The 21,943-nt window shown below is 64.4% G+C and carries 21 protein-coding genes; 10 read left to right on the forward strand and 11 right to left on the reverse strand.

The window, feature by feature from the left end:
- Positions 1-13 precede the first annotated feature (13 nt).
- The gene (locus AC0L3J_RS24705) at positions 14-1,570 is read left to right on the forward strand and encodes a porin (RefSeq protein ID WP_473348605.1); all 1,557 of its coding nucleotides are present in this window, start codon (positions 14-16) and stop codon (positions 1,568-1,570) included.
- A 319-nt stretch (positions 1,571-1,889) separates the two neighbouring features.
- On the opposite strand, the gene AC0L3J_RS24710 is transcribed toward AC0L3J_RS24705, so the two are convergent.
- The 3 genes from AC0L3J_RS24710 to AC0L3J_RS24720 form a co-directional block, all read right to left on the reverse strand.
- On the reverse strand, positions 1,890-2,369 hold the full coding sequence (locus AC0L3J_RS24710) for a GcrA family cell cycle regulator (RefSeq protein WP_473348606.1): 480 nt from the start codon (positions 2,367-2,369) through the stop codon (positions 1,890-1,892).
- Between the two features lie 72 nt (positions 2,370-2,441).
- Entirely contained in the window at positions 2,442-2,639 is a 198-nt protein-coding gene (locus AC0L3J_RS24715) for a hypothetical protein (protein WP_007603456.1), read from the reverse strand.
- Between the two features lie 199 nt (positions 2,640-2,838).
- Complete coding sequence (locus AC0L3J_RS24720) at positions 2,839-3,780, reverse strand: acetamidase/formamidase family protein (RefSeq protein ID WP_473348607.1); 942 nt, start codon at positions 3,778-3,780, stop codon at positions 2,839-2,841.
- A 182-nt stretch (positions 3,781-3,962) separates the two neighbouring features.
- Here AC0L3J_RS24720 and AC0L3J_RS24725 point away from each other — a divergent pair, with 182 nt between their 5' ends.
- From AC0L3J_RS24725 to AC0L3J_RS24740, 4 genes are read left to right on the forward strand one after another with little or no spacing between them, the layout of a single operon-like run.
- On the forward strand, positions 3,963-4,712 hold the full coding sequence (locus AC0L3J_RS24725; RefSeq protein WP_473348608.1) for a YdcF family protein: 750 nt from the start codon (positions 3,963-3,965) through the stop codon (positions 4,710-4,712).
- Positions 4,713-4,769: 57 nt separating this feature from the next.
- Positions 4,770-5,552 (forward strand): DUF169 domain-containing protein, encoded by a 783-nt coding sequence (locus tag AC0L3J_RS24730; RefSeq protein WP_473348609.1) that lies wholly within the window; start codon positions 4,770-4,772, stop codon positions 5,550-5,552.
- Between the two features lie 14 nt (positions 5,553-5,566).
- Entirely contained in the window at positions 5,567-6,745 is a 1,179-nt protein-coding gene (locus tag AC0L3J_RS24735; protein ID WP_473348610.1) for a saccharopine dehydrogenase family protein, read from the forward strand.
- A 27-nt stretch (positions 6,746-6,772) separates the two neighbouring features.
- Entirely contained in the window at positions 6,773-7,948 is a 1,176-nt protein-coding gene (locus tag AC0L3J_RS24740; protein ID WP_473348611.1) for a saccharopine dehydrogenase family protein, read from the forward strand.
- Here AC0L3J_RS24740 and AC0L3J_RS24745 read toward each other — a convergent pair.
- A complete protein-coding gene (locus tag AC0L3J_RS24745) occupies positions 7,899-8,405 on the reverse strand; it encodes a hypothetical protein (protein WP_473348612.1) in 507 nt (168 codons plus the stop codon). The two genes, AC0L3J_RS24740 and AC0L3J_RS24745, sit on opposite strands and share 50 nt — an antisense overlap.
- Before the next feature lie 117 nt (positions 8,406-8,522).
- Between AC0L3J_RS24745 and AC0L3J_RS24750 the strand changes: the two genes are divergently transcribed.
- Positions 8,523-8,996, forward strand: coding sequence for a MarR family winged helix-turn-helix transcriptional regulator (locus AC0L3J_RS24750; protein WP_473348613.1), 474 nt, complete (start codon positions 8,523-8,525; stop codon positions 8,994-8,996).
- A gap of 87 nt (positions 8,997-9,083) precedes the next feature.
- Here the strand turns inward: AC0L3J_RS24750 and AC0L3J_RS24755 are convergent, their stop codons facing one another.
- Positions 9,084-10,280 carry an FAD-dependent monooxygenase gene (locus tag AC0L3J_RS24755; RefSeq protein ID WP_473348614.1) on the reverse strand — a complete coding sequence of 399 codons (1,197 nt, stop codon included), beginning with the start codon at positions 10,278-10,280 and terminating at the stop codon, positions 9,084-9,086.
- A gap of 146 nt (positions 10,281-10,426) precedes the next feature.
- Between AC0L3J_RS24755 and AC0L3J_RS24760 the strand changes: the two genes are divergently transcribed.
- The gene (locus AC0L3J_RS24760; protein ID WP_473289546.1) at positions 10,427-10,903 is read left to right on the forward strand and encodes a MarR family transcriptional regulator; all 477 of its coding nucleotides are present in this window, start codon (positions 10,427-10,429) and stop codon (positions 10,901-10,903) included.
- Here AC0L3J_RS24760 and AC0L3J_RS24765 read toward each other — a convergent pair.
- The 3 genes from AC0L3J_RS24765 to AC0L3J_RS24775 all read right to left on the reverse strand — a co-directional run bounded on the left by AC0L3J_RS24765 (position 10,872) and on the right by AC0L3J_RS24775 (position 15,095).
- Positions 10,872-12,128 (reverse strand): O-antigen ligase family protein, encoded by a 1,257-nt coding sequence (locus AC0L3J_RS24765; protein WP_473348615.1) that lies wholly within the window; start codon positions 12,126-12,128, stop codon positions 10,872-10,874. The genes AC0L3J_RS24760 and AC0L3J_RS24765 overlap by 32 nt on opposite strands.
- Positions 12,129-12,290: 162 nt before the next feature.
- Positions 12,291-13,841: an undecaprenyl-phosphate glucose phosphotransferase gene (locus AC0L3J_RS24770; protein WP_473348616.1), complete on the reverse strand. Its 1,551-nt coding sequence runs from the start codon at positions 13,839-13,841 to the stop codon at positions 12,291-12,293.
- Positions 13,842-13,961: 120 nt separating this feature from the next.
- Complete coding sequence (locus AC0L3J_RS24775) at positions 13,962-15,095, reverse strand: glycosyltransferase family 4 protein (protein ID WP_473348617.1); 1,134 nt, start codon at positions 15,093-15,095, stop codon at positions 13,962-13,964.
- A 203-nt stretch (positions 15,096-15,298) separates the two neighbouring features.
- On the opposite strand from AC0L3J_RS24775, the gene AC0L3J_RS24780 reads away from it, so the two are divergent.
- Positions 15,299-17,557 (forward strand): GumC family protein, encoded by a 2,259-nt coding sequence (locus tag AC0L3J_RS24780; RefSeq protein WP_473348618.1) that lies wholly within the window; start codon positions 15,299-15,301, stop codon positions 17,555-17,557.
- Positions 17,558-17,791: 234 nt separating this feature from the next.
- On the opposite strand, the gene AC0L3J_RS24785 is transcribed toward AC0L3J_RS24780, so the two are convergent.
- Positions 17,792-18,973, reverse strand: a complete 1,182-nt coding sequence (locus AC0L3J_RS24785) for a GNAT family N-acetyltransferase (RefSeq protein WP_473348619.1) — start codon at positions 18,971-18,973, stop codon at positions 17,792-17,794.
- A gap of 128 nt (positions 18,974-19,101) precedes the next feature.
- Between AC0L3J_RS24785 and AC0L3J_RS24790 the strand changes: the two genes are divergently transcribed.
- Positions 19,102-20,145 carry a polysaccharide deacetylase family protein gene (locus AC0L3J_RS24790; protein ID WP_473348620.1) on the forward strand — a complete coding sequence of 348 codons (1,044 nt, stop codon included), beginning with the start codon at positions 19,102-19,104 and terminating at the stop codon, positions 20,143-20,145.
- Here AC0L3J_RS24790 and AC0L3J_RS24795 read toward each other — a convergent pair.
- Positions 20,135-20,356 carry a DUF2842 domain-containing protein gene (locus tag AC0L3J_RS24795; protein ID WP_007611039.1) on the reverse strand — a complete coding sequence of 74 codons (222 nt, stop codon included), beginning with the start codon at positions 20,354-20,356 and terminating at the stop codon, positions 20,135-20,137. The genes AC0L3J_RS24790 and AC0L3J_RS24795 overlap by 11 nt on opposite strands.
- 93 nt (positions 20,357-20,449) lie before the next feature.
- Here AC0L3J_RS24795 and AC0L3J_RS24800 point away from each other — a divergent pair, with 93 nt between their 5' ends.
- Positions 20,450-21,532: a COX15/CtaA family protein gene (locus tag AC0L3J_RS24800; RefSeq protein WP_473348621.1), complete on the forward strand. Its 1,083-nt coding sequence runs from the start codon at positions 20,450-20,452 to the stop codon at positions 21,530-21,532.
- 10 nt (positions 21,533-21,542) lie between these two features.
- Here AC0L3J_RS24800 and AC0L3J_RS24805 read toward each other — a convergent pair whose 3' ends face one another.
- Positions 21,543-21,887: a hypothetical protein gene (locus tag AC0L3J_RS24805; protein WP_473348622.1), complete on the reverse strand. Its 345-nt coding sequence runs from the start codon at positions 21,885-21,887 to the stop codon at positions 21,543-21,545.
- Positions 21,888-21,943: the final 56 nt, after the last annotated feature.

Genomic DNA, 21,943 nt, shown 5'->3' on the forward strand with positions numbered 1-21,943 from the left:
TGGAGGTTTTAATATGAAATTGGCGAAGAGCCTTTTGCTCGGCACTGCGGCGGGTCTGATCGCCGTCGGTGGAGCTCAGGCGGCTGATCTTCCGGTCAAGGCCAAGGCGGTCGAGTACGTGAAGGTCTGCTCGCTCTACGGCGCGGGTTTCTACTACATCCCGGGCAGCGACACCTGCATCAAGCTGGGCGGCTATCTGCGTGCCGAAGTGGCGCTCAATGCCGGCGGCAATTACAGCGCCCAGTACAACAACGTCTTCGCGGCCAACAACCGCCTGACCAACTACTACTCGATGCGCGCTCGTGAAGATCTCAACATCGACACGCGCACCGCGACCGAGTACGGCGTTGTCCGCACCTATTTCGATGCGGTCTTCACCTGGACGACCGGCAACTATGTCGGCGCCGGTTCGGGAACGGGTGCCACCCAGTACAGCAGCACGCTCGGCGTCAACGCCGCAGGCACGGGTCTGATCGGGTCCAGCGGCGGCGCCATCAACGGCACCGACGGGGGGATCTCGGGCGGCGCGCTCGGCGTCTACTACGCCTTCATCCAGTTCGCCGGCTTCACCATGGGTAAGGCGGTGTCGCAGTTCGACGCGCCCTGGATCAACTATCCCGGCAACAACTTCGACCAGCTCGTCGGCGGCAGCGGCAGCACCAACGGTGTTGCCCAGTTCACCTACACCGCCGATCTCGGCCAGGGCGTGACGGCGATCGTCTCGGCCCAGGACCAGACGCAGGTGTTCCAGACCGCCCTCTGGAATACGGCCGGCATGTCCACCACCGGCGTCCTCGGCGGTGCCTACGGCTCCAACGATCTCGGCGGCACCCGCGCCCCCGATCTCGTCGGCACGCTCCGTGTCGACCAGGCCTGGGGCCTGTTCCAGGCCTCGGTCGCCGCGCACGACAACCATGTCGCCTATTACGGCGCGAGCGAAGCCACCGGTCATCCTGAAGACAAGTGGGGCTGGGCCGTCCAGCTGGCTCTGTCGATCAAGAACATCCCGACCGGCGCCGGTGACTTGATCAACATCTCGGGCGTCTACACCGACGGCGCGAGCCGCTACAACTTCCAGGAGCTGGCAGCGACCAACTACTCGATGTTCGGCGGTTCGGGTGGCGCGTATCAGAGCATCGGCTTTGCCGGCGTGTCTGACGCGGTGTTCGCACCCGGCAGCGGCCTCGAGCTGACCAAGACCTACGGCTTCCGTGGTGCCTACACCCACAACTGGAGCCCGTACTGGAACTCGGCGCTCTATGGTGCGTGGGCTGCCGTCAACTACAGCGGCACGGCCAAGGGCATGATCTGCGGCAGCGCCGCGTTCGCGACCCTGACCGGCACCTGCAACCCGGACTTCAACATCGGCCAGATCGGTGTCATCACCCGCTGGACCCCGGTCAAGAACCTGACCTTCTCGGCTGACTTCACCTACAGCCACCTTGACCAGAAGTACTCGGGCGTGATCACGACGCCTGCGCTCACCAGCGTTGCCAAGCCTGCGGCGGCCTATGAGCTGAAGGACCAAGACACCTACAGCCTGCTCGTTCGCGCCCAGCGCAACTGGTAAGCCTTGGTCTTCTTAACTGGGTCTTCGGACTTGGGTTTTCGGATATGACGCAGCCCCGGCGGGACAACCGCCGGGGCTTTTTTACGAGATGTTTTTTTATGAGCGGGCGTTCGGAAAATCCGGCGGCCCGTGCGGGCGACGAAGACGAGCCATGCGATTCGGTCGGCCCAAATTTATTTACTTACCTGAGTTACTAAGCTATATAGTTTTCAGCCGATGACGAAAGTCGCGGCTCTGACTTGATGCTAAACCTCCAGAAACCTCCGGCAATGCCCTGCCGGAGGTTTTTCGTTTGAGGACACGGCTCCAGGATATGGTTCTAAGCGCGCATGACGCGCGCGCGGGAATTTGGCCGGTAGGCGAGGCGGCTGTGGCCGACGCAATAGGACTGGCCATCGGGCGCGGAATTGCCGCAGAAGCAGAAATCGTCGGCGCCAGGCGTCGAGATCGGCCAGCGGCAGCGGTTCTCGGCAAGCTCCAGCAGCGAGCAGCGATTGGCATCATCGATCGGACCGGCGACCATCGGCGCACCGGTCTCGCCATAGATCGTGGCGAGCATCTCGTATTGCAGCCGCGGCACGGTCCGCGGCGTGCGCGAAGGCGCCAGGCCCCTGTCCTGAACCTTGCGGTCGTCGATGGTCCGGCCGCGCGTCAGATTGAGGCGAGACAGCTTGCCGATCACGGCATTGCGGCTGACGCCGATGTCGGCGGCGATCTCGCGGCAGGAGAGGCCAGCCTCGAAATGCTGCTTCAAAAGTTCAAGTCGTTCGTCGGTCCAGGTGGGTGAGAGAACAGGCATTGGTGCGGTCCCAGGTTGCAGATGTCGGCCATCCGCCTCTCGAGATCCGTCCGCCTCACGTTCGGCGCGCGCTCACGTCCTGCCATTGTCGCGAATCGACAAAAGCCCGTCCTTGATGGCGAGACGGATGCCTTCCTCGATCAAGGTACGTGCGACGCCGGGAACGCTGGTGCCGTGGGTGCCCTGTCTCACCAGCTTCTCCAGATAGGTGATGGTCGAGAGCGCCAAGGTTACGGGAATGCGGTCAGTCTCGGCTTTTTCGGTGGCCATGCCTAAACGCTAGCCTCATACGCGGGTACATAAAAGTTACGATTAAGACTCTATTTAGGTTTGGCAGCGGAAGTCAAATGCAGGCTGCGACTCTTAGTCAGCTCGTTGGAATCGCGAGGGAAATCAGGCATGGCAGGACACGCCGCGCGAGAAGGCAGGCGGCGGCATGGCCTCGAGAGGTCAGGAGAGGGCGGTCGGCTCAGCCGTGCACGATCGCCTTGTCGATCATGCAATGGATGCCCTTGGAGCCGTTGACGGTCTGGGTCACCCGCAGATCGGCCGCCAGGCTGCAAAGCATATAGGCGTCCTCGCGCGACAAATTGCGCCTCTCGCCGAGCAGCACGATCATGTCGCGCAGCGCCCGCACCACGCATTGGTCGAGGTCGGGGTCCATCGCCATGGTCATGTAATGCGTCGCCGTCTCGCCGCGGGGATAGTCGAGCCTGAGATCCTTGCGCAACGTCAGGCGAAAGCGGCCCTGGAGTGCGGTCTCGATCGCGGTGACGCAGACCTCGCCGTCGCCCTGCACGCCATGGCCGTCGCCGCAGGAGAACAGCGCGCCCGGGACGAACACCGGCAGGTACAGCGTCGCGCCGGCGCCAAGCTCCTTGTTGTCGAGATTGCCGCCCATGGCGCGCGGGACCAGCGAGGAGATACGGCCCCAGGCCGGAGGCGGCGAAACGCCCATCACGCCGAAGAACGGCTTGAGCGGCAGGTCGAGCCCCCACGGCATGCGGGCGACCATCCGTGACCGGTCGAGCGGGATGTTCAGGATGCGCGTCTCGTGAAAATCGTCGGGCAGGGTGCCGGACAGCGGCTTGATCATGTTCCAGCCCCAATCCTGCCGGAGCTGGACGTCGAGGATCTCGACCGCGAGCACGTCGCCGGGCTCGGCCCCCTCGACCGCGATCGGGCCGGTGAGGATATGGCCGGGCAGCATGCGCTCGTTCTTGGCGTGAACCTCGTGCATCTCGGGCGGAATGTGAAACTTGCTGGGGTCGGGCAGCATGTCCGGACCGCCGCTGATGGTGTCGATCGTGACCTCGTCGCCGCTCGCGATGGTGAGGACGGGCTTGAGCGCGGCTTCGAAGAAGCCCCAATGACAGGTCTCGGGGCTGGAATGCAGGTGGTGATGGGTCATGTGGTATCCGTCCATTTCACAGGCCCGGGCTTGACCAGGCAATCGATCCTCTTCCAAGAAGCTTTCTGAAGATCGACGGGCGGGTCAAGCCCGCGCGCACCAGGCACGATCATTCCAGCGAGGCTCCCCTGCTTTTTGTCCTGTCCAAGACCCTCGGCACAGCGGTGCTGCCGATCAACTTGATGATCGAGCTCGGGATCGTCTCGGTCGTCCTGATGGCGACGCGCTTTGCCGCCTTCGGCCGCAAGCTCGCCGCGGCCACGCTGATCATGCTGGCGCTCGCCGCATTCTCGCCGCTCGGCAACCTTTTGCTCTATCCGCTGGAGTCGCGTTTTCCGCCGTGGGATCCGTCGCGCGGCGCGCCCGACGGCATCATCGTGCTCGGCGGCTCGGTCGACACCGATCTGTCGGCGGCACACCGCACGCCGGTCGTCGCGCACGCGGCCGATCGCCTGTTTGCGCCGGCCGAGCTCGCGCGCCGCTATCCGAACACGCGCGTTGTTTTCACCGGGGGCACCGCGAACCTGGTTTCGACAGACGCCCGGGAGGCCGACTACTCCGCGCCGATCCTGGAGAATTTGGGCATCGCGAAGCAGCGCCTGATCCTCGAGCGGGACTCTCGCAACACCTACGAGAATGCCATCTTCACCAAACAATTGGTGGCGCCCAAGCCGGGCGAGCGCTGGCTCCTGGTCACCTCGGCCTTTCACATGCCGCGTTCGATGGGGATCTTTCGCAAGGCGGGATTTGACGTCGAAGCCTATCCCGTGGACTGGCGAATGGGCGGGCGCGACGATCTCTTCTCTTTCACCAATGTCGGCACGGACGGGCTCGGCCGAACCGAGGTCGCGGTGCGCGAATGGATCGGGCTCCTCGCCTACCGCCTGATGGGCCGCACTGGCGAGTTGCTCCCGGGACCAGCGAAGGACTAGAACCGTTCAAGAAGAAATAACAGCGCCGGTGCGCGAACGCCCGGCCGGGAGGACGCCATGCAACAGCAGAGTGCAGACAGCATCGATCTTGCCGGCCTCGTCGCCGATCTCAACAGCTTGCTGCGGCTGAAGACAACGGTGATCGGCATGAAGCTGTTCGCGCGGACCGCGGACATGGAGGCAATCCCGAAAATCCGGCGGCCGAACGCGGTCCACACCACCGACCAGATCGTCAGCATGGCGGCGCGTCTGGGCTGGACCGTCGGCATCACGGCCGACGATCTCGTCGGCGCGCAATGCCGCGCGGTGATCGGCCTTGCACCGCAGGACGAGAAATGGCTCGCCGGCGAAAACTATGTCGGGGTCTGGCACGGCACCGCGGAGGACGCACGCAAGCGCCAGGAGGCGCTGGACGTGGTTCCGTTCGGGCAATATCAGGCGCTCGCAGTCAGCCCGCTGGCGAGCGGCCGGCTCCACCCGCCCGATATCTGTCTCGTCTATGCGACGCCGGGGCAGATGATCATCCTGATCAACGGGCTGCAATATACCGGCTACAAGAAGTTCGAATGGGGCGTGGTCGGCGAGACCGCTTGCGCCGATTCCTGGGGCAGGGCGCTCAAGAGCGGTGAGCCCAGCCTGTCCTTGCCATGCTATGCCGAACGGCGCTATGGCGGCGTGCCGGACGAGGAGATGCTGATGGCCCTGAAGCCGGAACATCTCGCCAAGGCGGTTGTGGGCATGAAGGCGCTGGCGAAGAACGGCCTGCGTTATCCGATCCCGCCCTATGGTATTCAAAGCGATGTCCGTGCCGGCATGGGCGTGAGCTACGCGAAGAAGTAAAGTAAAGGCCGACCATGAGCTCTGCGAAATTCGACATCGTCGTCTATGGCGCGACCGGTTTTACCGGCCAGCTCGTCGCCGAATACCTGACCCAGCATTACAAGAGCGACCATTCGCTCAAATGGGCGATGGCGGGCCGCAGCCTCGGCAAGCTGAAATCGGTGCGCGATGCGATCGGCGCACCCGGGAATACGGAGCTTATTGTCGCGGATGCGTCGGACCCGGCCTCGCTGAAGGCGATGGCGGAACGGACGATGTCGGTGATCACCACTGTCGGCCCGTATCAGCTCTATGGTGAGGAACTGCTCGCCGCCTGCGTCGCCACCGGCACGGATTATTTCGATCTCTGCGGCGAGCCGATCTGGATGCGCCAGATGATCGACAAGTACGAGACGGCTGCAAAAGAGAGCGGCGCGCGGATCGTGTTTTCGTGCGGCTACGATTCCGTGCCGTTCGAGCTCGGGACGTTCTTCGTCCAGGAAGAGGCCAAACGTGTCTTCGGCGCGGCGGCGCCGCGGGTGAAAGGGCGTGTGCGCGACATGCGCGGCACGCTCTCGGGCGGCACTGCCGCGAGCGCGAAGGCGACCTTCGATGCCGTGGCCAGGGATCTCAGCCTTGTCGCCATTCTCAACGATCATTTTGCGCTGACGCCCGGCTTCACCGGCCCGAAGCAGCCGAAAGGCAACAGGGCCGCCTTCGAGGAGGATCTGCAATCCTGGGCGGCGCCGTTCATGATGGCGCTGATCAACACGCGCAACGTTCATCGCTCCAACATGCTGATGGGATTTCCCTACGGCCAGGACTTCGTCTATGACGAGATGGTCCTGACCGGTCCCAGCGAGAAGGGTGAGGCCAACGCCAAGCTCGTGATGGCTGCCAATGCGGGCAAGACCGGCCCCGACGCACCGAAGCCGGGCGAGGGGCCGTCGAAGGAAGAGCGCGACAACGGTCTGTTCGATCTGCTCTATATCGCGATCGCACCTGATGGCCGCATGGTTCGCGCCGGTGTCACCGGCGACCGCGATCCCGGCTACGGCTCGACCTCGAAGATGATCTCCGAATGTGCCATCTGCATGCTGCGTGACACGACCGACGTCGCAGCCGGCTTCTGGACGCCAGGCGCGGCGATGCAGCACAAGCTGATCAAGCGGCTGGTCGAGAACGCCGGGCTGACGTTCGCCGTGGAAGCTTAAAGCCCACGATCCCCGGGAAGCCGATCCGTGTCCGCAAAATTCGACATCGTCGTCTACGGCGCAACCGGATATACCGGCCAGCTCGTCGCCGAGTACCTGGCCGCGCATTACGTCGGTGACGGCGCGCCGACATGGGCGATGGCGGGGCGCAGCAGTGACAAGCTCGCATTAGTCCGCGATGCGATCGGCGCGCCTGCCGACACGCCGCTCATCGTTGCGGACGCAGCCGATTCTACGTCATTGCGGGCGATGGTCGATCAGGCGAAGCTGGTCATCACCACGGTCGGTCCATACCAGCTCTATGGCTCCGATCTGCTTGCGGCCTGCGTCGCGTCGGGCACCGACTACATGGATCTCTGCGGCGAGCCGATCTGGCTGAAGCAGATGATCGACAAGCATGAAGCCGCGGCGAAAGCGAGCGGCGCCCGGATCCTGTTCTCCTGCGGATTCGATTCGGTGCCGTTCGAACTCGGTGCATTCTTCGTGCAAGAGCAGGCCAAGCGCGTGTTCGGCGCACCGGCGCCGCGCGTCAAGGGCCGCGTCCGCGACCTCAGCTGGAAATTCTCCGGCGGCACTTCGGCAAGTGCAAGGGTCACCTTTGAGGCGGTGGCGCAGGACCTCAGCCTGGTGTCGATCCTCAAAGACCCATTTGCCTTCACGCCGGGGTTCGAGGGACCGAAACAGCCGCGCGGCAACAGGCCCATCTTCGAGGAGGACTTGCAATCCTGGTCCGCACCGTTCGCGATGGCGATCCTCAATACGCGCAATGTCCATCGCTCGAACATGCTGATGGGATTCCCCTATGGCGGGGACTTCGTCTACGACGAAATGGTGCTGACGGGGGCGGGGGAGGAAGGGCAGGCCAACGCCAAGCGCGTCATGGCCGCCAACGGCGAAAAGACCGGTCCTGAAGCGCTCAAGCCCGGCGAGGGCCCCTCAAAGGAGGAGCGCGACAACGGTCATTACGACCTGCTCTATGTCGCAATTGCTCCCGATGGCCGCCAGGTTCGCGCGGCGGTCAAGGGCGATCTCGATCCGGGTTATGCGTCGACGGCGAAGATCATCTCCGAATGCGCAATCTGCCTGTTGCGCGACACGCCAGCCGTACCGGCTGGTCTCTGGACGCCGGGCGCAGCGATGCAGCACAAACTGATCAAGCGGCTGGTCGAGAACGCGGGGCTGACGTTCGCAGTGGAGAAGTAGCTGTCACCTTCGCCTCTCCCACGCGGCGAAACCGACCTTTCATCCTCAAGCCGTCTCGCGTGTTGAGCACGAGCAAGGTGATGTTCACAGCTCCTGCGGCAAGCTCGACAGCCTGCACCGCATAGAACACTGCATCAAGCTCGGCGGCACTCGCCTTATGTGCGAGGAACAGTGCGGCGGGGACCAGCACCAGGATGCCATTGCCGGCGATCAGCGGCATTCGCTTGATCTTCGCGCCGACCATGCCGGCTCGCCGACCCCGTGCCAGTGTAAAGCCCGTGCCGCCCGCCGCCGCCAGCGCCGGGACCAACAAAAGAAAGCCCCATGGTATGGCCGTCTTGACGGCGGTGATGACGGCTTGGGACGCGAAAAGCTCACTGAGCGCAGTCGACAGCCAAAATGTCGAAATGGTCAGAAGCGCGATGGCGCCAGCGATGGGATGAATCACCTTGATCATAATTAGGTTTCCTTGACCGAGAACGGCTAGCTTGTTCAATGTGACACGATGGTGTCGATATTTTTGCTTCAAGGAACCATATTGACATTATGATGTCAATAAATTCATGGTGACAATATGCGCGCTACGAAGCGATCTCCGGCTGGTGATGCCTTGACTGACCTCATTCTCGATCTGTTCAGGGTCAATAACCTGACCGTGACGTGGGGCGACCGGCTGGTCGCTTCGCTCGGCCTGACAAGCGCCCGCTGGCAAATTCTGGGGGCAATCGTAGCCGCGGATCGCGCCCAACCGGTCGCCTGGCTCGCCCGCGACCTCGGAGCGAACCGCCAGAACGTTCAGCGCATCGTCAATGACCTGGCGCAGGACCGGCTCGTTACGTTTGAGCCCAATCCACATCACCGTCGCGCCCACCTCGTGGTGCTGACGGACAAGGGGCGGAAGACTTACGACGCTGCCATCCGCCTGTATGACCCAAGGATCAACTCCCTTGTGCAAGGTCTTCCTATGGAAGACCTCAGGACCGCCGGTCGCCTCATGAAGGCGCTGCGCAAGAGGCTTGAAGACCAAGAGAGTGCTACAGAGGCTTGATCAATCGTCGTGCCGACATCGACCAAGTGGTGACGCTCTGCGTCCTTCTAGCGCCGCCCGTGCCGAGGCCGCTTCGACCCGATGCGCTTACACCGCCCGCGCGTCGTAGGCGTACATGAAATCCATGCTCTTTGCGCCCAAGGGCAGCAGCCACTTCATCATCCGATTGCGGATCCACGCGCCGGTGGCGCTGAACTCGCGCTTGCTGTTGCCGTTGCGGCGGGCCATGGCGACGATCTTTTCCGTGCGCGGGCGCCGTTCGGCCTCGAAGGCCTGGAAGGTGGCGCCGAGCTCCTGGCCTTGCTGCATCAACCGGGCGAGGCGCATCGCATCCTCCAGCGCGAGCGAGGCGCCCTGGCCGGCATGGGGGCTGGTCGCATGGGCGGCATCGCCGATCAGCAGCGAGCGCTTGCGCGACCAGGTCGGCAGGGTGGCGACGTCGAGCGTGTCGGTGACCACGATGTTCTCGGCTGCCTCGATGATGCCAGGGATCGGATCGTGCCAGCCGCGGTGGAAGCCGCGCAGGTGCTGCTTCAGCGTTGCACGGTCGAGCGCGCGGAACATGGCCGCGTCCATGCCGTGCGCGGGCTGCGTGCTCCACCACATCACGCCGTCGTCCGGATCGGGACTGCAATAGCCGTAGCCGAAGAAGCCGCTCTGCCCGAACGTGGTCTCGACATGCCGGCCGATCGGCCGGCCGTCGAGGACGGCGTGCGGCACGAAACCGCCGAAGCCGATCAGTCCGGTGTCGAACGGTTGCGGCCCGTCCGGCACCACCTGGCGGCGCGCTACCGAGTGCACGCCGTCGGCGCCGATCAGGAAGTCGCCCTCGGCCGTGGTGCCGTCGGCGAAGTAGGCGATGATCGGCTGGTCGCCGCGATCCTCGATCTTGATCAGGCGCTTCTCGAAATAGAGTGAAACGCACGCGCACCAGGCCTTGTCGATCAGCATCTCGTTCAGCGTGGCGCGGCAGACATTGACCGCGGGCTGGCCGAAACGCCGCGCCATGTCGCGATTGATCGAGCCGAGCCTCATCCCGCCTTGCGAATAGAAGTCGAACGATTCCGCGATCGAGCCGCGGCTGATCAGCTCGTTCGAAAGGCCGATCTCGTCCATGACCTGCATGCCGTTCGGCGCGATCTGAAGGCCGCCGCCGATGCCTTTCGAATAGGGCCAGGCCTCGTAGATCGCGGACTCGATGCCGGCGCGGCGCAGCAGAACCGCCGCGACGGGGCCGGCAATGCCGGCGCCGATGATCAGGGCCTTGCGAGGACGATAGGACATGGCTTGCTCCCGACGTTTCCGTGGTGCTAGGAGAATTATGGTCGCTAAATATCTTAGTGACTAAGATATATATCGAGTAAGATACGAGGTCTGTCTTGTCAAGGACGAAGGCGCGCGCTGCGCTGCTGCAGGAACTCGAGGAGGCGATGCGCAGGTCGTCCGCGCAGGGCGTGCTCTATGGCCAGACCGTTGCGAACGTTGCCGGAATTGCCAATTCCGACCTCGAATGCATGGACATCCTGTATCTCGAAGGCCGTGTCACCGCCGGCCGGCTCGCCGAAGTCACGGGGCTCACGACGGGGGCCATTACCGGTGTGGTCGACCGGCTCGAAAAGGCAGGCCTGGTGCGTCGTGAGCGCGACGATGCCGATCGTCGCAAGGTCTTCATTGCCGTCGTGCCGGAGGCGATAGAAAGGCTTGGCCAGTTCTACGTGCCGATGCAGCAGGCGATGGAAAAGGTTTTCGGCAGCTATTCCGACCAGGAATTGCGTCTGCTGCTACGCTTCGCCAATGAGGGCTACAAGGGCGTGCTGGCGGCGACCGCGGCGCTGAAGGGCCTGCTTGACACGCCGCCGGAGAAACGCCCCGATCTCAAGCTGAAGAAGCTTCGTCGCCAGTCCTAGCCTTGTAGATCTGCGCGGCCGCGATCATGCCCCACATCGCGCCCAGCATCATCCAGAAATGCCGCCAGTGGTCGGTGTCGATCACAAAACTTTCGCCGACGGTGCCGACGAAGGCGGAGAACACCGCCAGATAAGCGCGCTGCCAGGGCACGGGCACGAAGATGTGCCTGACACCCATGATGACGGTCGTGAAGACCAGCGCGGGATAGCAGATGCCTGACAGCCAGCCGCCGGACATGAAGGCGTTGAGATAGGAGTTGTGGGTGTCCTCGGGGAAGAAGCGGTGGAATTGTAGAGGGCCGATGCCGAACGGCAGGTCGAGCGCCATCTCCGCTCCCAGGATGTGCCGGCCGAACCGGCCGAACCTGCCTTCGTCATAGCTTTGGTCGAAGCTCGCGCGCTGCTTGAACATCTCGGCGGTGGAATCGAACGACATCAACACCGCGATCAGCGCGAGGCCCAGCACCGCGGCCAGGATCGCCATGACGATGATTCGCGAGCGTTGCGCGTTGGTGCGGCTGGTCAGCACCATCAGCGCCAGCATGAAGGCGGATGTCAGCACCAGCCCGCCCCAGGCGGCGCGGGAGAACGCGAGCAGGATCGCCAGCGACATGATGCCGAAGGCGATGACGTTGCGGAACGCCTTGCCGAACTTATCGGAGACGACGCTCTGCAGCGAGAACAGCGCCGGCAGGATCAGGAAGGCGCCGAGCACGTTCGGGTCCTTGAAGGTGCCGCGCGCGCGTCCGTACAGTGTGAGGAGGTCGTCGCCGCCGGGAACCAGGTGGAAGTAGCCGGCGACCGCCAATAGCGAGGCGACCATGGCGCCGACCACGAGCCCGCGGCGGAGCATGTCGAGCCGGGCCGCGGTGTCCTCCGACGTGACCATGGCGAAGAACACGACCGTCACCGCCATGTACCAGGAAGTCGCAATCCAGCTGACCACCTCGGACTGCTCGAACAGCGGGATCGCGCTGATCGTGTAGCCGATATTGAGCAGGACCAGCATCAGCACCAGCGGCATCAAAGCGAGCCGCAGACGCAGGCCGGTGGCGAAGAAGGTGACGGTGGCCAGCAGCGTCACGATCTCGTAGGGGCTCGGCTCGATGAAGACGATCGCGCCGGAGGCGCCGACCATCCACACCAGCGCGCGCTTGAGCGCCAGCACGCCGGGCGCAGCGCGAACCGCTGCATTCATCTCCCCGGCTGTTGCCGCATACGCCATCACACGCTCATACGTTTTACGTTACTCATACGCCACAAACGCAGGTGTCATCGCCCGGCTTGACCGGGCGATCCAGTATTCTGCGGCGCGCTTTGCAGAGAACGGCTGGCGCTGCGGAGTACTGGATGCCCCGCCTTCGCGGGGCATGACGGAGAAACTCATTCAATACGCGTTCTCGTTCTTGGTCAGCAGCGAGATCGGCGTCTTCAGCAGAATGACGAGATCGAACAGCACCGACCAGTTCTCGATGTAATAGAGGTCGAACTCGACGCGTTTCTGGATCTTCTCTTCATTGTCGATCTCGCCGCGCCAGCCGTTGATCTGGGCCCAGCCGGTGATGCCGGGCTTGACCCGGTGGCGGGCGAAATAGCCGTCGACGGCTTCGTCGAACAGGCGGCTCTGCAGCTTGCCCTGCACCGCATGTGGACGCGGGCCGACCAAAGAGAGATCGCCGGAGAAGACCACGTTGAAGAGCTGCGGCAACTCGTCGAGGCTGGTCTTGCGGATGAAGCGGCCGACGCGGGTGACGCGCGAGTCGTTCTTGGTCACGACCTTCGAAGCCGTCGGATCAGCCTGATGATGGTACATCGAGCGGAACTTGTAGACGTCGATCCGCTCGTTGTTGAAGCCGAAGCGCTTTTGGCGGAACAGCACGGGGCCGGGGCTGTCGAGCTTCACGGCCAGCGCCACCAATCCCATCACCGGCAAGGCCACGAGCAGCGCGAGGGCGCCGACCACGCGGTCGAACAGCCATTTCATCACCAGGTCCCAGTCGGTGATCGGCGCCTCGAACACGTCCAGCGTCGGCACCTCGCCGATATAGGAATAGGAGCGGGGGCGGAAGCGCAGCTTGTTGGTGTGCGCGGAGAGGCGGATGTCCACCGGGAGCACCCAGAGCTTCTTCAGCATCTCCAGGATGCGCGTCTCGGCGGAGATCGGCAGAGCGAACAGCACGAGATCGACGCGGGTGCGGCGGGCGAATTCGACGATGTCGTCGACCTTGCCGAGCTTGCGCGCGCCGGCACAGGTGTCGAGCGCGCGGCTGTCGTTGCGGTCGTCGAACACGCCGAGCACGTGGATGTCGGAATCTTCCTGCTCCTTCAGCGCCTCGACCAATTGTTCGCCGTTGCGGTCGGAGCCGACGATGATGGTGCGGCGGTCGAGCCGGCCCTCGCGCCCCCAGGCGCGCACCAGCGAGCGCAGCACCAGACGCTCGCAGAGGAGCGCGGCGAGCCCGAGGACGTAGAAGGCGGCAAGCCACAGCCGCGAAATTTCGCTGCCGAACTTGGCGAAGAAGGAGATGCCGATGAACAGCAGGAAGACGAACGACCAGGACGAGATCATCCGCGTCATCTGCCGGAGCTGGCCGCGGAACAGCTGCACCTGATAGATGTCGGCAGCCTGGAAGCAGACCACGGCGGACACTGCGACGGCGATGACCTGCGCGGGATAGATCCAGCTGAAGGAGCCGGCGTGCGGCATGACATAGCCGAGATAGAGGACGATGCCGACGAGGCTCAGCAGCGCGAAATCGGCGAGGCGTACGAAGCCGGTGATCACGATCGGCGAGTAGGCGCGGGCGACTTTCTGGTTGACGACGTCGAGCGCGGCGGGCGAGAGCCGCTGGCGGCGCTCCACAAAGGGCCGGTCAGCCGGCTTCGCCGCGGCGCTGGTCGCGGCATCGAGCATCGAGCGTGCGTTGAGCGGTTCCACGGGCGTCCACGTCCATTCCAAAGACCCGCGGGGCGCGTCCTTGCGCCCCGGGCGAGCATCCCCTGGACCTTGGATTACCGGACAAATCGGAAGATTCTCTAAAGCGGGTCTTAAGAATGGTTAGTGATTGATAAATGCGTCGCGATAGCCCGCGAGCACGCCGTCGACCATCGCCTGCTGGGAGAAATGCGCGGAGATGCGCTCGCGAAGGGACGAGGCGCGCTGCGCTGTTCCCTGCGGATTGTCGAGCGCAGCGGCAATGGCCTCGGCCATGGCGTCCGCGTTGCTCGGTGCAAACAGCGCCGGGTTCTCCGCGCCGAAAATCTCGGGAATGCCGCCGATCTTGGACGCGATCATCGGAATGCCGGCAGCACCGGCCTCGATCACGACATAAGGCATGGAATCGCCACGCGAGGGAACGACCAGCAGCCGCCCCTTGGAGAAGCCGTAGCGTGCCTTGACGTGACCGATGAAGCGGATAGCGCTGGAGAGGCCGAGCCTCTCGACTTGCGCCTTCAGCGCCGCGGTCTCCTCGCCATCGCCGCCGAGCGTCAGCGTGACCTTCTTGCCGCCCTCGTGCAGGCGCGCCACGGCGTCGACCAGCAGATCGGCACCCTTGATGTGCCTGAACTCACCGACATAAGCGAGGTCGGTGGCGTCGTCGGCCATGACGACAGGTTCGAACTCCTCCGGCGTCACGCCGTTGAAGACGCAATGCACCACGCCTTTCGGCGTGCCGACGATGCGCTGATAGGTGTCGCGGGCAAACGCGCTTTCGAACAGGAACAGGTCGGTCGCATCCATCAGCGTACGCTCGAGCCGCGCGTAAAACTCGCCCTTGAAGGTGTTGAGGGGATAATGCAACGAGCCGCCATGCGGGGTGTAGATGCGGATGCTGTCGCCGGATCGCCGCCGCATGCGGATGAAAGCGCCGGCCTTGGCACCGTGGCCATGCATCACGTCGGGCTTGAGCGTGGCGATCAGGCGCCGCAAGCGGAACCAGACCAGGACATCGTCGAGCGAGGGTTCGCGGCGGATCGCCATCCGGTGCACGCCGAGCTTCAGCCGCGGTGCGAGCTCGGCAAGGGCCTTGTCGGCGCGCTCACCGCCGGTGAGACTGTCGGCGAGGATGCCGACCTGATGGCCACGATCGACCTGACCGTTGGCGACATCGAGGATGTGGCGGAAGATGCCGCCGACCGGAGCGCGCACGGCGTGCAGGATGCGAAGCGGCTGGTCGGGAGAGGGGGGCATGATCAAAACCAGCGCTCGACGGCGAATGCTCGAACAATCTGACGAAATATCGAGACGGATTAAGAGCCCTCGTGGTTAACAAACGGTGACGGACGTGCACGCGCGAGCTGCCGCATGCCGTGATTAACCCAGCGGCAACCTTAATGGAGTGTAATCGCTCCGGTTGAGGTAGGTTCGTGGCGTTGCGCCTGCGGGAGTGTTCGATGCGTTTAGCGTTCTGGCGTGCCGGCAAGGACAAGGCCTTGGTCGAGCGGGCTGTCTCGAAAGCTGCAGCCAAGCGGGCCGAACTCGAGCCCAGCATTGAAGCAAAGCCTGCGCCCCTCGCTGCACGGCCCGCGCCAGTCGAATCCGGCGACATCGACCTGCACGCGCTCGGCGCGGCATTGGCGCGCAAGCGCGGCTGGATCATCGTGCCGACGGTGCTGGCTCTTGTCGCGTCCATCGCGATCGTCAATCTCGTCACGCCGCGCTACAAATCCGAATCCCGCATCCTGATCGACGGCCGCGAGAACGTGTTTCTGCGCCCCAACAGCGATCGCGCCGAGGAACGGCAGGCGCTCGACGCCGAAGCCGTCACCAGCCAGGTGCAGCTAGTGCTGTCGCGCGATCTCGCGCGCGAGATCATCAAGAAGAACAAGCTTGCGGAGCGGCCCGAGTTCGATCCGGTGCTGCAAGGCATTTCGCCGCTGAAGTCGCTTGCGGCGCTGATCGGCATCGGCCGCGATCCGTTCTCGATGACGCCCGAAGAGCGCGTGCTGGACGCCTATTACGAGCGCCTCCAGGCCTACGCCGTCGACAAGTCGCGCGTCATCGTGATCGAATTCCAGTCTGCCGATCCCGATCTCGCCGTGCGCGTTGCCAATTCGATCGCCGACGGCTATCTCGTGCTCCAGCAGGATGCGCGCCAGGATCAGGCCCGAAACGCCAGTCAGTGGTATGCCGGCAGGATCGACGAGCTGCGACGGAATGTCTCCGAGGCCGAAGCGAAGGCCGAGGACTTCCGCTCCAAGTCGAGCCTGTTCGTCGGCACCAACAACACGACGCTGTCGAACCAGCAGATGGGCGAGGTCAACACCCAGCTCAACAATGCGCGCGCGCTCAAGGCCGATGCCGAGGCCAAGGCGCGCCTGATCCGCGAGATGATCCAGAGCGGCAAGCCGATCGAATCGTCCGAAGTGCTGAACTCGGAATCGATGCGTACGCCTTCGCAGCAGCGCGTGGCGTTGCGGGCGCAGTTGGCCGAGCAATCGTCGACGTTGCTCGGCAACCATCCGCGCATCAAGGAATTGAAGGCACAGCTCGCCGACCTCGACACCCAGATCCGCGACGAGGCCGCCAAGCTCGCCCGTACGCTCGAAAACGATGCGCGTGCCGCCAGCGGCCGCGTTCAGGAATTGTCGGCGAGCCTCGAGCAGCTCAAGAAGCAGGCGACGGCCACCAACGGCCAGGACGTACAGCTCCGCGCCCTCGAGCGTGAGGCCAAGGCACAGCGCGACCTGCTCGAAACCTATCTCGCGAAGTACCGTGAAGCCAACACCCGCGAGACCATCGACACCGCGCCGACGGATGGCCGCATCATCTCGCGCGCCGTCGTCTCGAACACGCCGGCCTATCCGAAGAAGCTGCCGATCGTGCTGATCGCGACCATCGCGACACTGCTGCTCTCCTCCGGCGTCGTCGTCACCGGAGAATTGTTGCGCCAGACCGCGCCTCGTGCGGTCGCGGTGTTCACGCAAACGCGGACGCCGGCGCGCTATGAATCGGTTGCCCAACCGATGGTCGTCGAGCCCTTCGTCGATCCGGTCATGGCAGAACCCGCACCGCTTCAGCCGGAGATGACGGCTGATGCCGATGTGACCGAATTCGCGGAGATCGAGCAGCTGGCCGACAGCCTGCGCGCCGCCGGGGCCGTGGCGAAGAAAGTCACGGTGCTGGGCACTGCGAGCGGCGAAGCCATCACGCTGTCGACGCTGACATTGGCCCGGCACCTGGCGCGCGATGCGCGGGTCGTCGTGGTCGATCTCGCCGCGTCCTCGCCGACCATGGCCGCCGTGTCCGTCGATGCCTCGGCACCCGGCCTTGCCGAGCTGATGCAGGGCGAGGCATCATTCGCGCAGATCATCACCCGGGACAAGCTCTCGCGGCTGCATCTGGTCATGGCCGGACGCCCCGGCTTCGATCGCAGCCTGTTGCAGTCGCCGCGCGTGACGCTCGCGATCGACGCGCTGCTGCGCGCCTACGACCACGTGCTGCTCGATGCCGGCAGTGCCTCCGACCTTCCGGCCGAGCTCCTGACGGCGAATGCCCGCGCCGTCGTGGTGCCCGAGGCGTCGATGACGCCGGATGCGCGCGCGCTGATGTGCGAGCAGCTCAGCGCCGTCGGCTTCAGCGAAGTGACGATGCTGAGCAGGCCGGTGCAGCCGTCGGATGCGAGGGACGCGCCGCGGGTCGTGGCGGCGTGATTGTTTTTCCCTCTCCCCTTGCGGGAGAGGGTGGCAGAGGCGGCCTTCGGCCGCCGTTCTTAAGGACGCCGATGCATCGCATCGGCTATCGCGATAGCGGCGAGACGGGTGAGGGGTATCTCTCCACGAGTCCCGCCGTCTTTTGAGTTTGAGGATAGATACCCCTCATCCGGCGCTTCGCGCCACCTTCTCCCGCAAGGGGAGAAGAGAGGACAGTCGTGCAAATGGCGAGAGCTACCCGAACGCTCGCCGCAGCCGCTGCGCCAGGTCGAACAACATCTGGTTCTGTTTCACCAGCCGCTTGCCGTGACTCAGCGAGGACATCGCCATCGCCGCGAGCTTTCCGCGTGACGTCAGCGGGACAAAACTGTCGAAGATGTCCTGGTCGTCCTTGCAGAACATCCGCTTGTACTCGTCCGAGCCGATGCCGAGGTCGAGCGAGCGGTAGCCGCGCTCGGCGCAGCGGTCGATGATGTAACGCATCAGGATCAGCCCGGGGCTGTAGCGGGCGTGCTCGGACATCGTGTAGGTGTTGAACATCATCGAGAAGCGCTGGCCGTCGGCGACGCCGGCGAAGATCGCGATCACCTCGTCGTCGCATTCGAGCGCATGGATGTCGATGGCGCGGCCGTCACCGCGTGGCGCAAGGCAGGCGCTGCGGACGAATGGCTCGACGCCGGGCTCGGCGAAGACGTTGGGCAGCTTCTGTTCGGCCATCCGCGCCGGCTTGACGCGGAAGAACCAGTCGAGCAGGCGGGCGATGTCCGCATCGGTGGTCGCCAGATGATAGCGATAACCGGCGAGGGCCTGAAGCTTCTTCTCCTTGCTCTTGAGGCGGCGGCGGAAGGAGTTGCTGATCCGCGATGCCGGCGGACCGCCCGGTTCCATCGTGAGCAGCGGGCAGCCGTTGATCGCGCTCTGGCGCGGCAAATGCGCGAACGGGTTCTGCTGGTCGTTCCAGTGCAGCGGCTGCTGCGTCAGTGCGAGCACGTCGGCATATTCGCCGAGCGGCGCAAACAGCGCGTCGAGATCGGCGCTGGCGATCTGCGCTGCAAATTCGGCGTTCCACAGGCCCATGTTGAAGGTCGTATGCTTGCCGCCCATGAAGCAGGCCGTGCGGACACCGTGGTTCTGGCGCAGCGAGAGCGGCAGCAGCAGCAGCGGCTGATGCTCGGTGTCGCGGGCAACAACGACGAAAGGGCGGGCGCGTTCGTGCTCGCCGACCAGACGCTGCCAGGGACTGAGCAGATCAAATCGCTGATAGGGCGTGAAGAGGTGACCGGGCTGCTCGAAGGCGCGCCAGACGGCCTCGGCCGCGCTGAGATCGGTGACGATATCGACATGCGCGATACGGCCCGCTTTCGACCGCGCTGGCAATTCTGCCGTCCGGCTTTGCATCGCCGCAGCCATGGTCATTCGCGAACCTGTCGAGAAATCAAAAATATACGTAATTCGGCCTGTGGCCGACCTTTGCAAAGAAGTGTCAACAAAGGGTAATGACTATAAGAGGGGGGAACGGCCGCCGACCGGCGCAAGGTGGGATATTGGCATCCGACGACAGATGGCTGGAACGGCTGCGCCTTGAGCTGACCTGGCTCACAGGGCAGGCTGCGCTGCGCAGTCGTGGTGCCGGCGCCATCCTGCGCTTTGCGCATGTGCGGCCGCGGCGGCGCGGCGGGTTTCAGCCGCTACGCGAGAACGAGATCACGCCGCATTTCCTCGATCGCGCCATTCGCGCGCTGAAGCGGTGGAAGTATGATTTTCTGGGCATGGACGAGGTCTGCCGGCGCGCGGTGACGCTGTCGGAACAGCGGCGCTTCGTGGCGCTCACCTTCGACGGTGCCGGCAAGGACCTGATCGACTTTGCCTACCCGGTGCTGGCGCGCCACTCCGTGCCTTTCACGATCTATGTGCCCACGGCGTTTCCCGACGGCGTCGGCGAGGCCTGGTGGCTCGGACTCGAACAGGTGATCGCGCGCGAGAGCCGTGTCAGCCTGATGATGGGCGAGAAGGAGCAGCGCTTTACTGTGACTGGCAACGCCGAGAAGCAGGCGCTGTTTTCGTTCGTTGAGGCCTGGCTGCGCTCGCTGCCGCCGGCGGATGTGTCGGCTGCAATCGCAGACCTCTGCACGCGCTACCGGGTCGATCTTGCCGCGCTCTCGCGCGAGGCATCGATGAATTGGGAGGATCTGGCGCGGCTTGCGGCCGATCCGCTGGTGACGATCGGCAGTGCGACCGTGAACTATCCCGTTCTCGCCAACATGAAGGATGCGGCCGCGCTGCGCGAGATGACGATGGGCAAGGCGGTGGCGGAGGCGGCCTTCGCTCGCGACATCCGGCATCTCGCCTTTCCGTTCGGCGATCGCGCCTCGTTCCGGCGCAGCCATGTCATCATGGCGGAGGAGGCCGGCTTTGCCAGCGCGGTGACGACGATCCCGGGCGTCGTGGACGCGGAGGGACGCACCAATCTGCGCGCGCTGCCGCGCATTTCCTGGGATGGCCGGGTACGCTCGTTGCGGATCATGCGGGTGCTGGTGTCGGGGGTTGCTTTTGCGCCGGTGAAGCCGACGGGTGGAACTACGAGCTAGTTTTCGCGCGGTCCGGTCGCTGCATCCAGCTCACAATCGGCATCGCTGGCAGCACCCAGCCCATGCCGACCACCACATAATAGATTGCCTGCCGCCAGCCGGATTCGGCGATCCACGGCATCTGCGCCAGCGCCATGCCGAGCAGGGCCCAGACGGTGGCGAGCACCAGGAGCAGGATGGTGCCGAGGAACTTGCGGGTGCGGATCGTCATGACGGAATATCGCGGCTTTCGCGTAACTTGCGCTGCGGAAGCGGGGGACTATAAGGGGCACGCAGTCCCGTTCAAGCTCTGGTTTTGCCTCGAATGACGACGATTTCCGCCCCGTCCGAGCCGCATCGCGCCGTGCGCTGGTGGCTGATCTCAGTCGCTGCGCTGATCGCGCTGATGGTGCTGGTCGGGGGCGCGACGCGGCTGACGGAATCCGGACTCTCGATCGTCGAATGGAAGCCGGTCACCGGCAGCGTTCCGCCACTCTCGGAAGCGCAGTGGACGGCGGCCTTCGAGGCCTACAAGACGATCCCGCAATATCGCGAGCTCAACGCCGGCATGAGCCTGTCCGAGTTCAAGGAGATCTTCTGGTGGGAATGGAGCCACCGGCTGCTCGGCCGTTTCATCGGCGTCGCCTATCTGTTGCCGTTCCTGTTCTTCCTCTGGCGCGGCGGCCTGTCCGGCGAGTTGAAGCGGCGGTTGTGGTTGTTGTTCGGGCTCGGCGGGCTCCAGGGCGCGGTGGGGTGGTGGATGGTGGCCTCGGGGCTGTCTGAACGCGTCGAGGTGTCGCAATATCGGCTGGCGACGCATCTCGTGCTCGCGCTCGTGATCTTCGCCGGCATCGTTTGGACGGTGCGGCGGCTCGCCGAACGGCCGCCGATCGCAGCACCCTCGCGGCTGCGCTTCACGAGCGCCTTGCTCCTGGTCGTGACCTTCATCCAGATCTATTTCGGTGCGCTGGTTGCGGGCCTACGCGCCGGCCGCGCCTACAACACCTGGCCGCAGATCGACGGCGCGTTCATTCCCTCAGGGGAGCGGCTGTGGTTCGAGACGCCGTGGTGGCGCAACATGTTCGACAATGTGCTGACGGTGCAGTTCGAGCACCGCATGACGGCCTATGCGCTGTTCGCGCTGGCGGCGTGGCACGCGTTCGATGCGGTGCGTTCACGCGCGGGGTCCGCGGCGAGCGGCGCGCTTTTGCTGCTGGGCGCGGTCAGCCTGCAAGGCGTGCTCGGCATCCTCACGCTGCTCAACCAGGTGCCGATTGACCTCGCGCTCGCGCATCAGGCGGTCGCTATCGTGGTGCTGACGCTTGCGGTGATGCAGACCGAGCGGCTCGCGACGCGTGGCGCAACCGAAGCGCAGCCGCGCGCGGTTCCCGTCGGTCAGCCCGGCTGATATCTGCTCTTCAGCAATAGCCGTAGATGCCGCACGAATAGGGCAGGCGCCAGAAATAATCGACTTGCTTCCCGCCGTAATACGCGCCCTGGTAATCGTAGTCCCAGGGGCGGCCGTAATAGCCCGGCAGCGTATGCGAGCCCGGCAGCAGTGGCGTCCCCGGCAAATTGCGGATGTAGCTGCCGATGCCGTAGGCCGGCGAGATCAGCGCATCAGGATCGGTCTCGACATAGACCTGCGGCGGCTCCTGTGGCGGAGCGGCAGCCCGCCGCCGCGCCGTGGCCGGCAAATCGGCCGCAACCGCAGCTGAGACCGTCAGCATCGCCGCAAGGGCAGGCACCATCCAGCGCAGCATCGTCGGCTCCGAATCAAAGGGGCGATCCAGTGACGATGTATGCGGCAGATAGGGTT

The sequence above is a fragment of the Bradyrhizobium sp. Kon37 genome, from assembly GCF_055807535.1.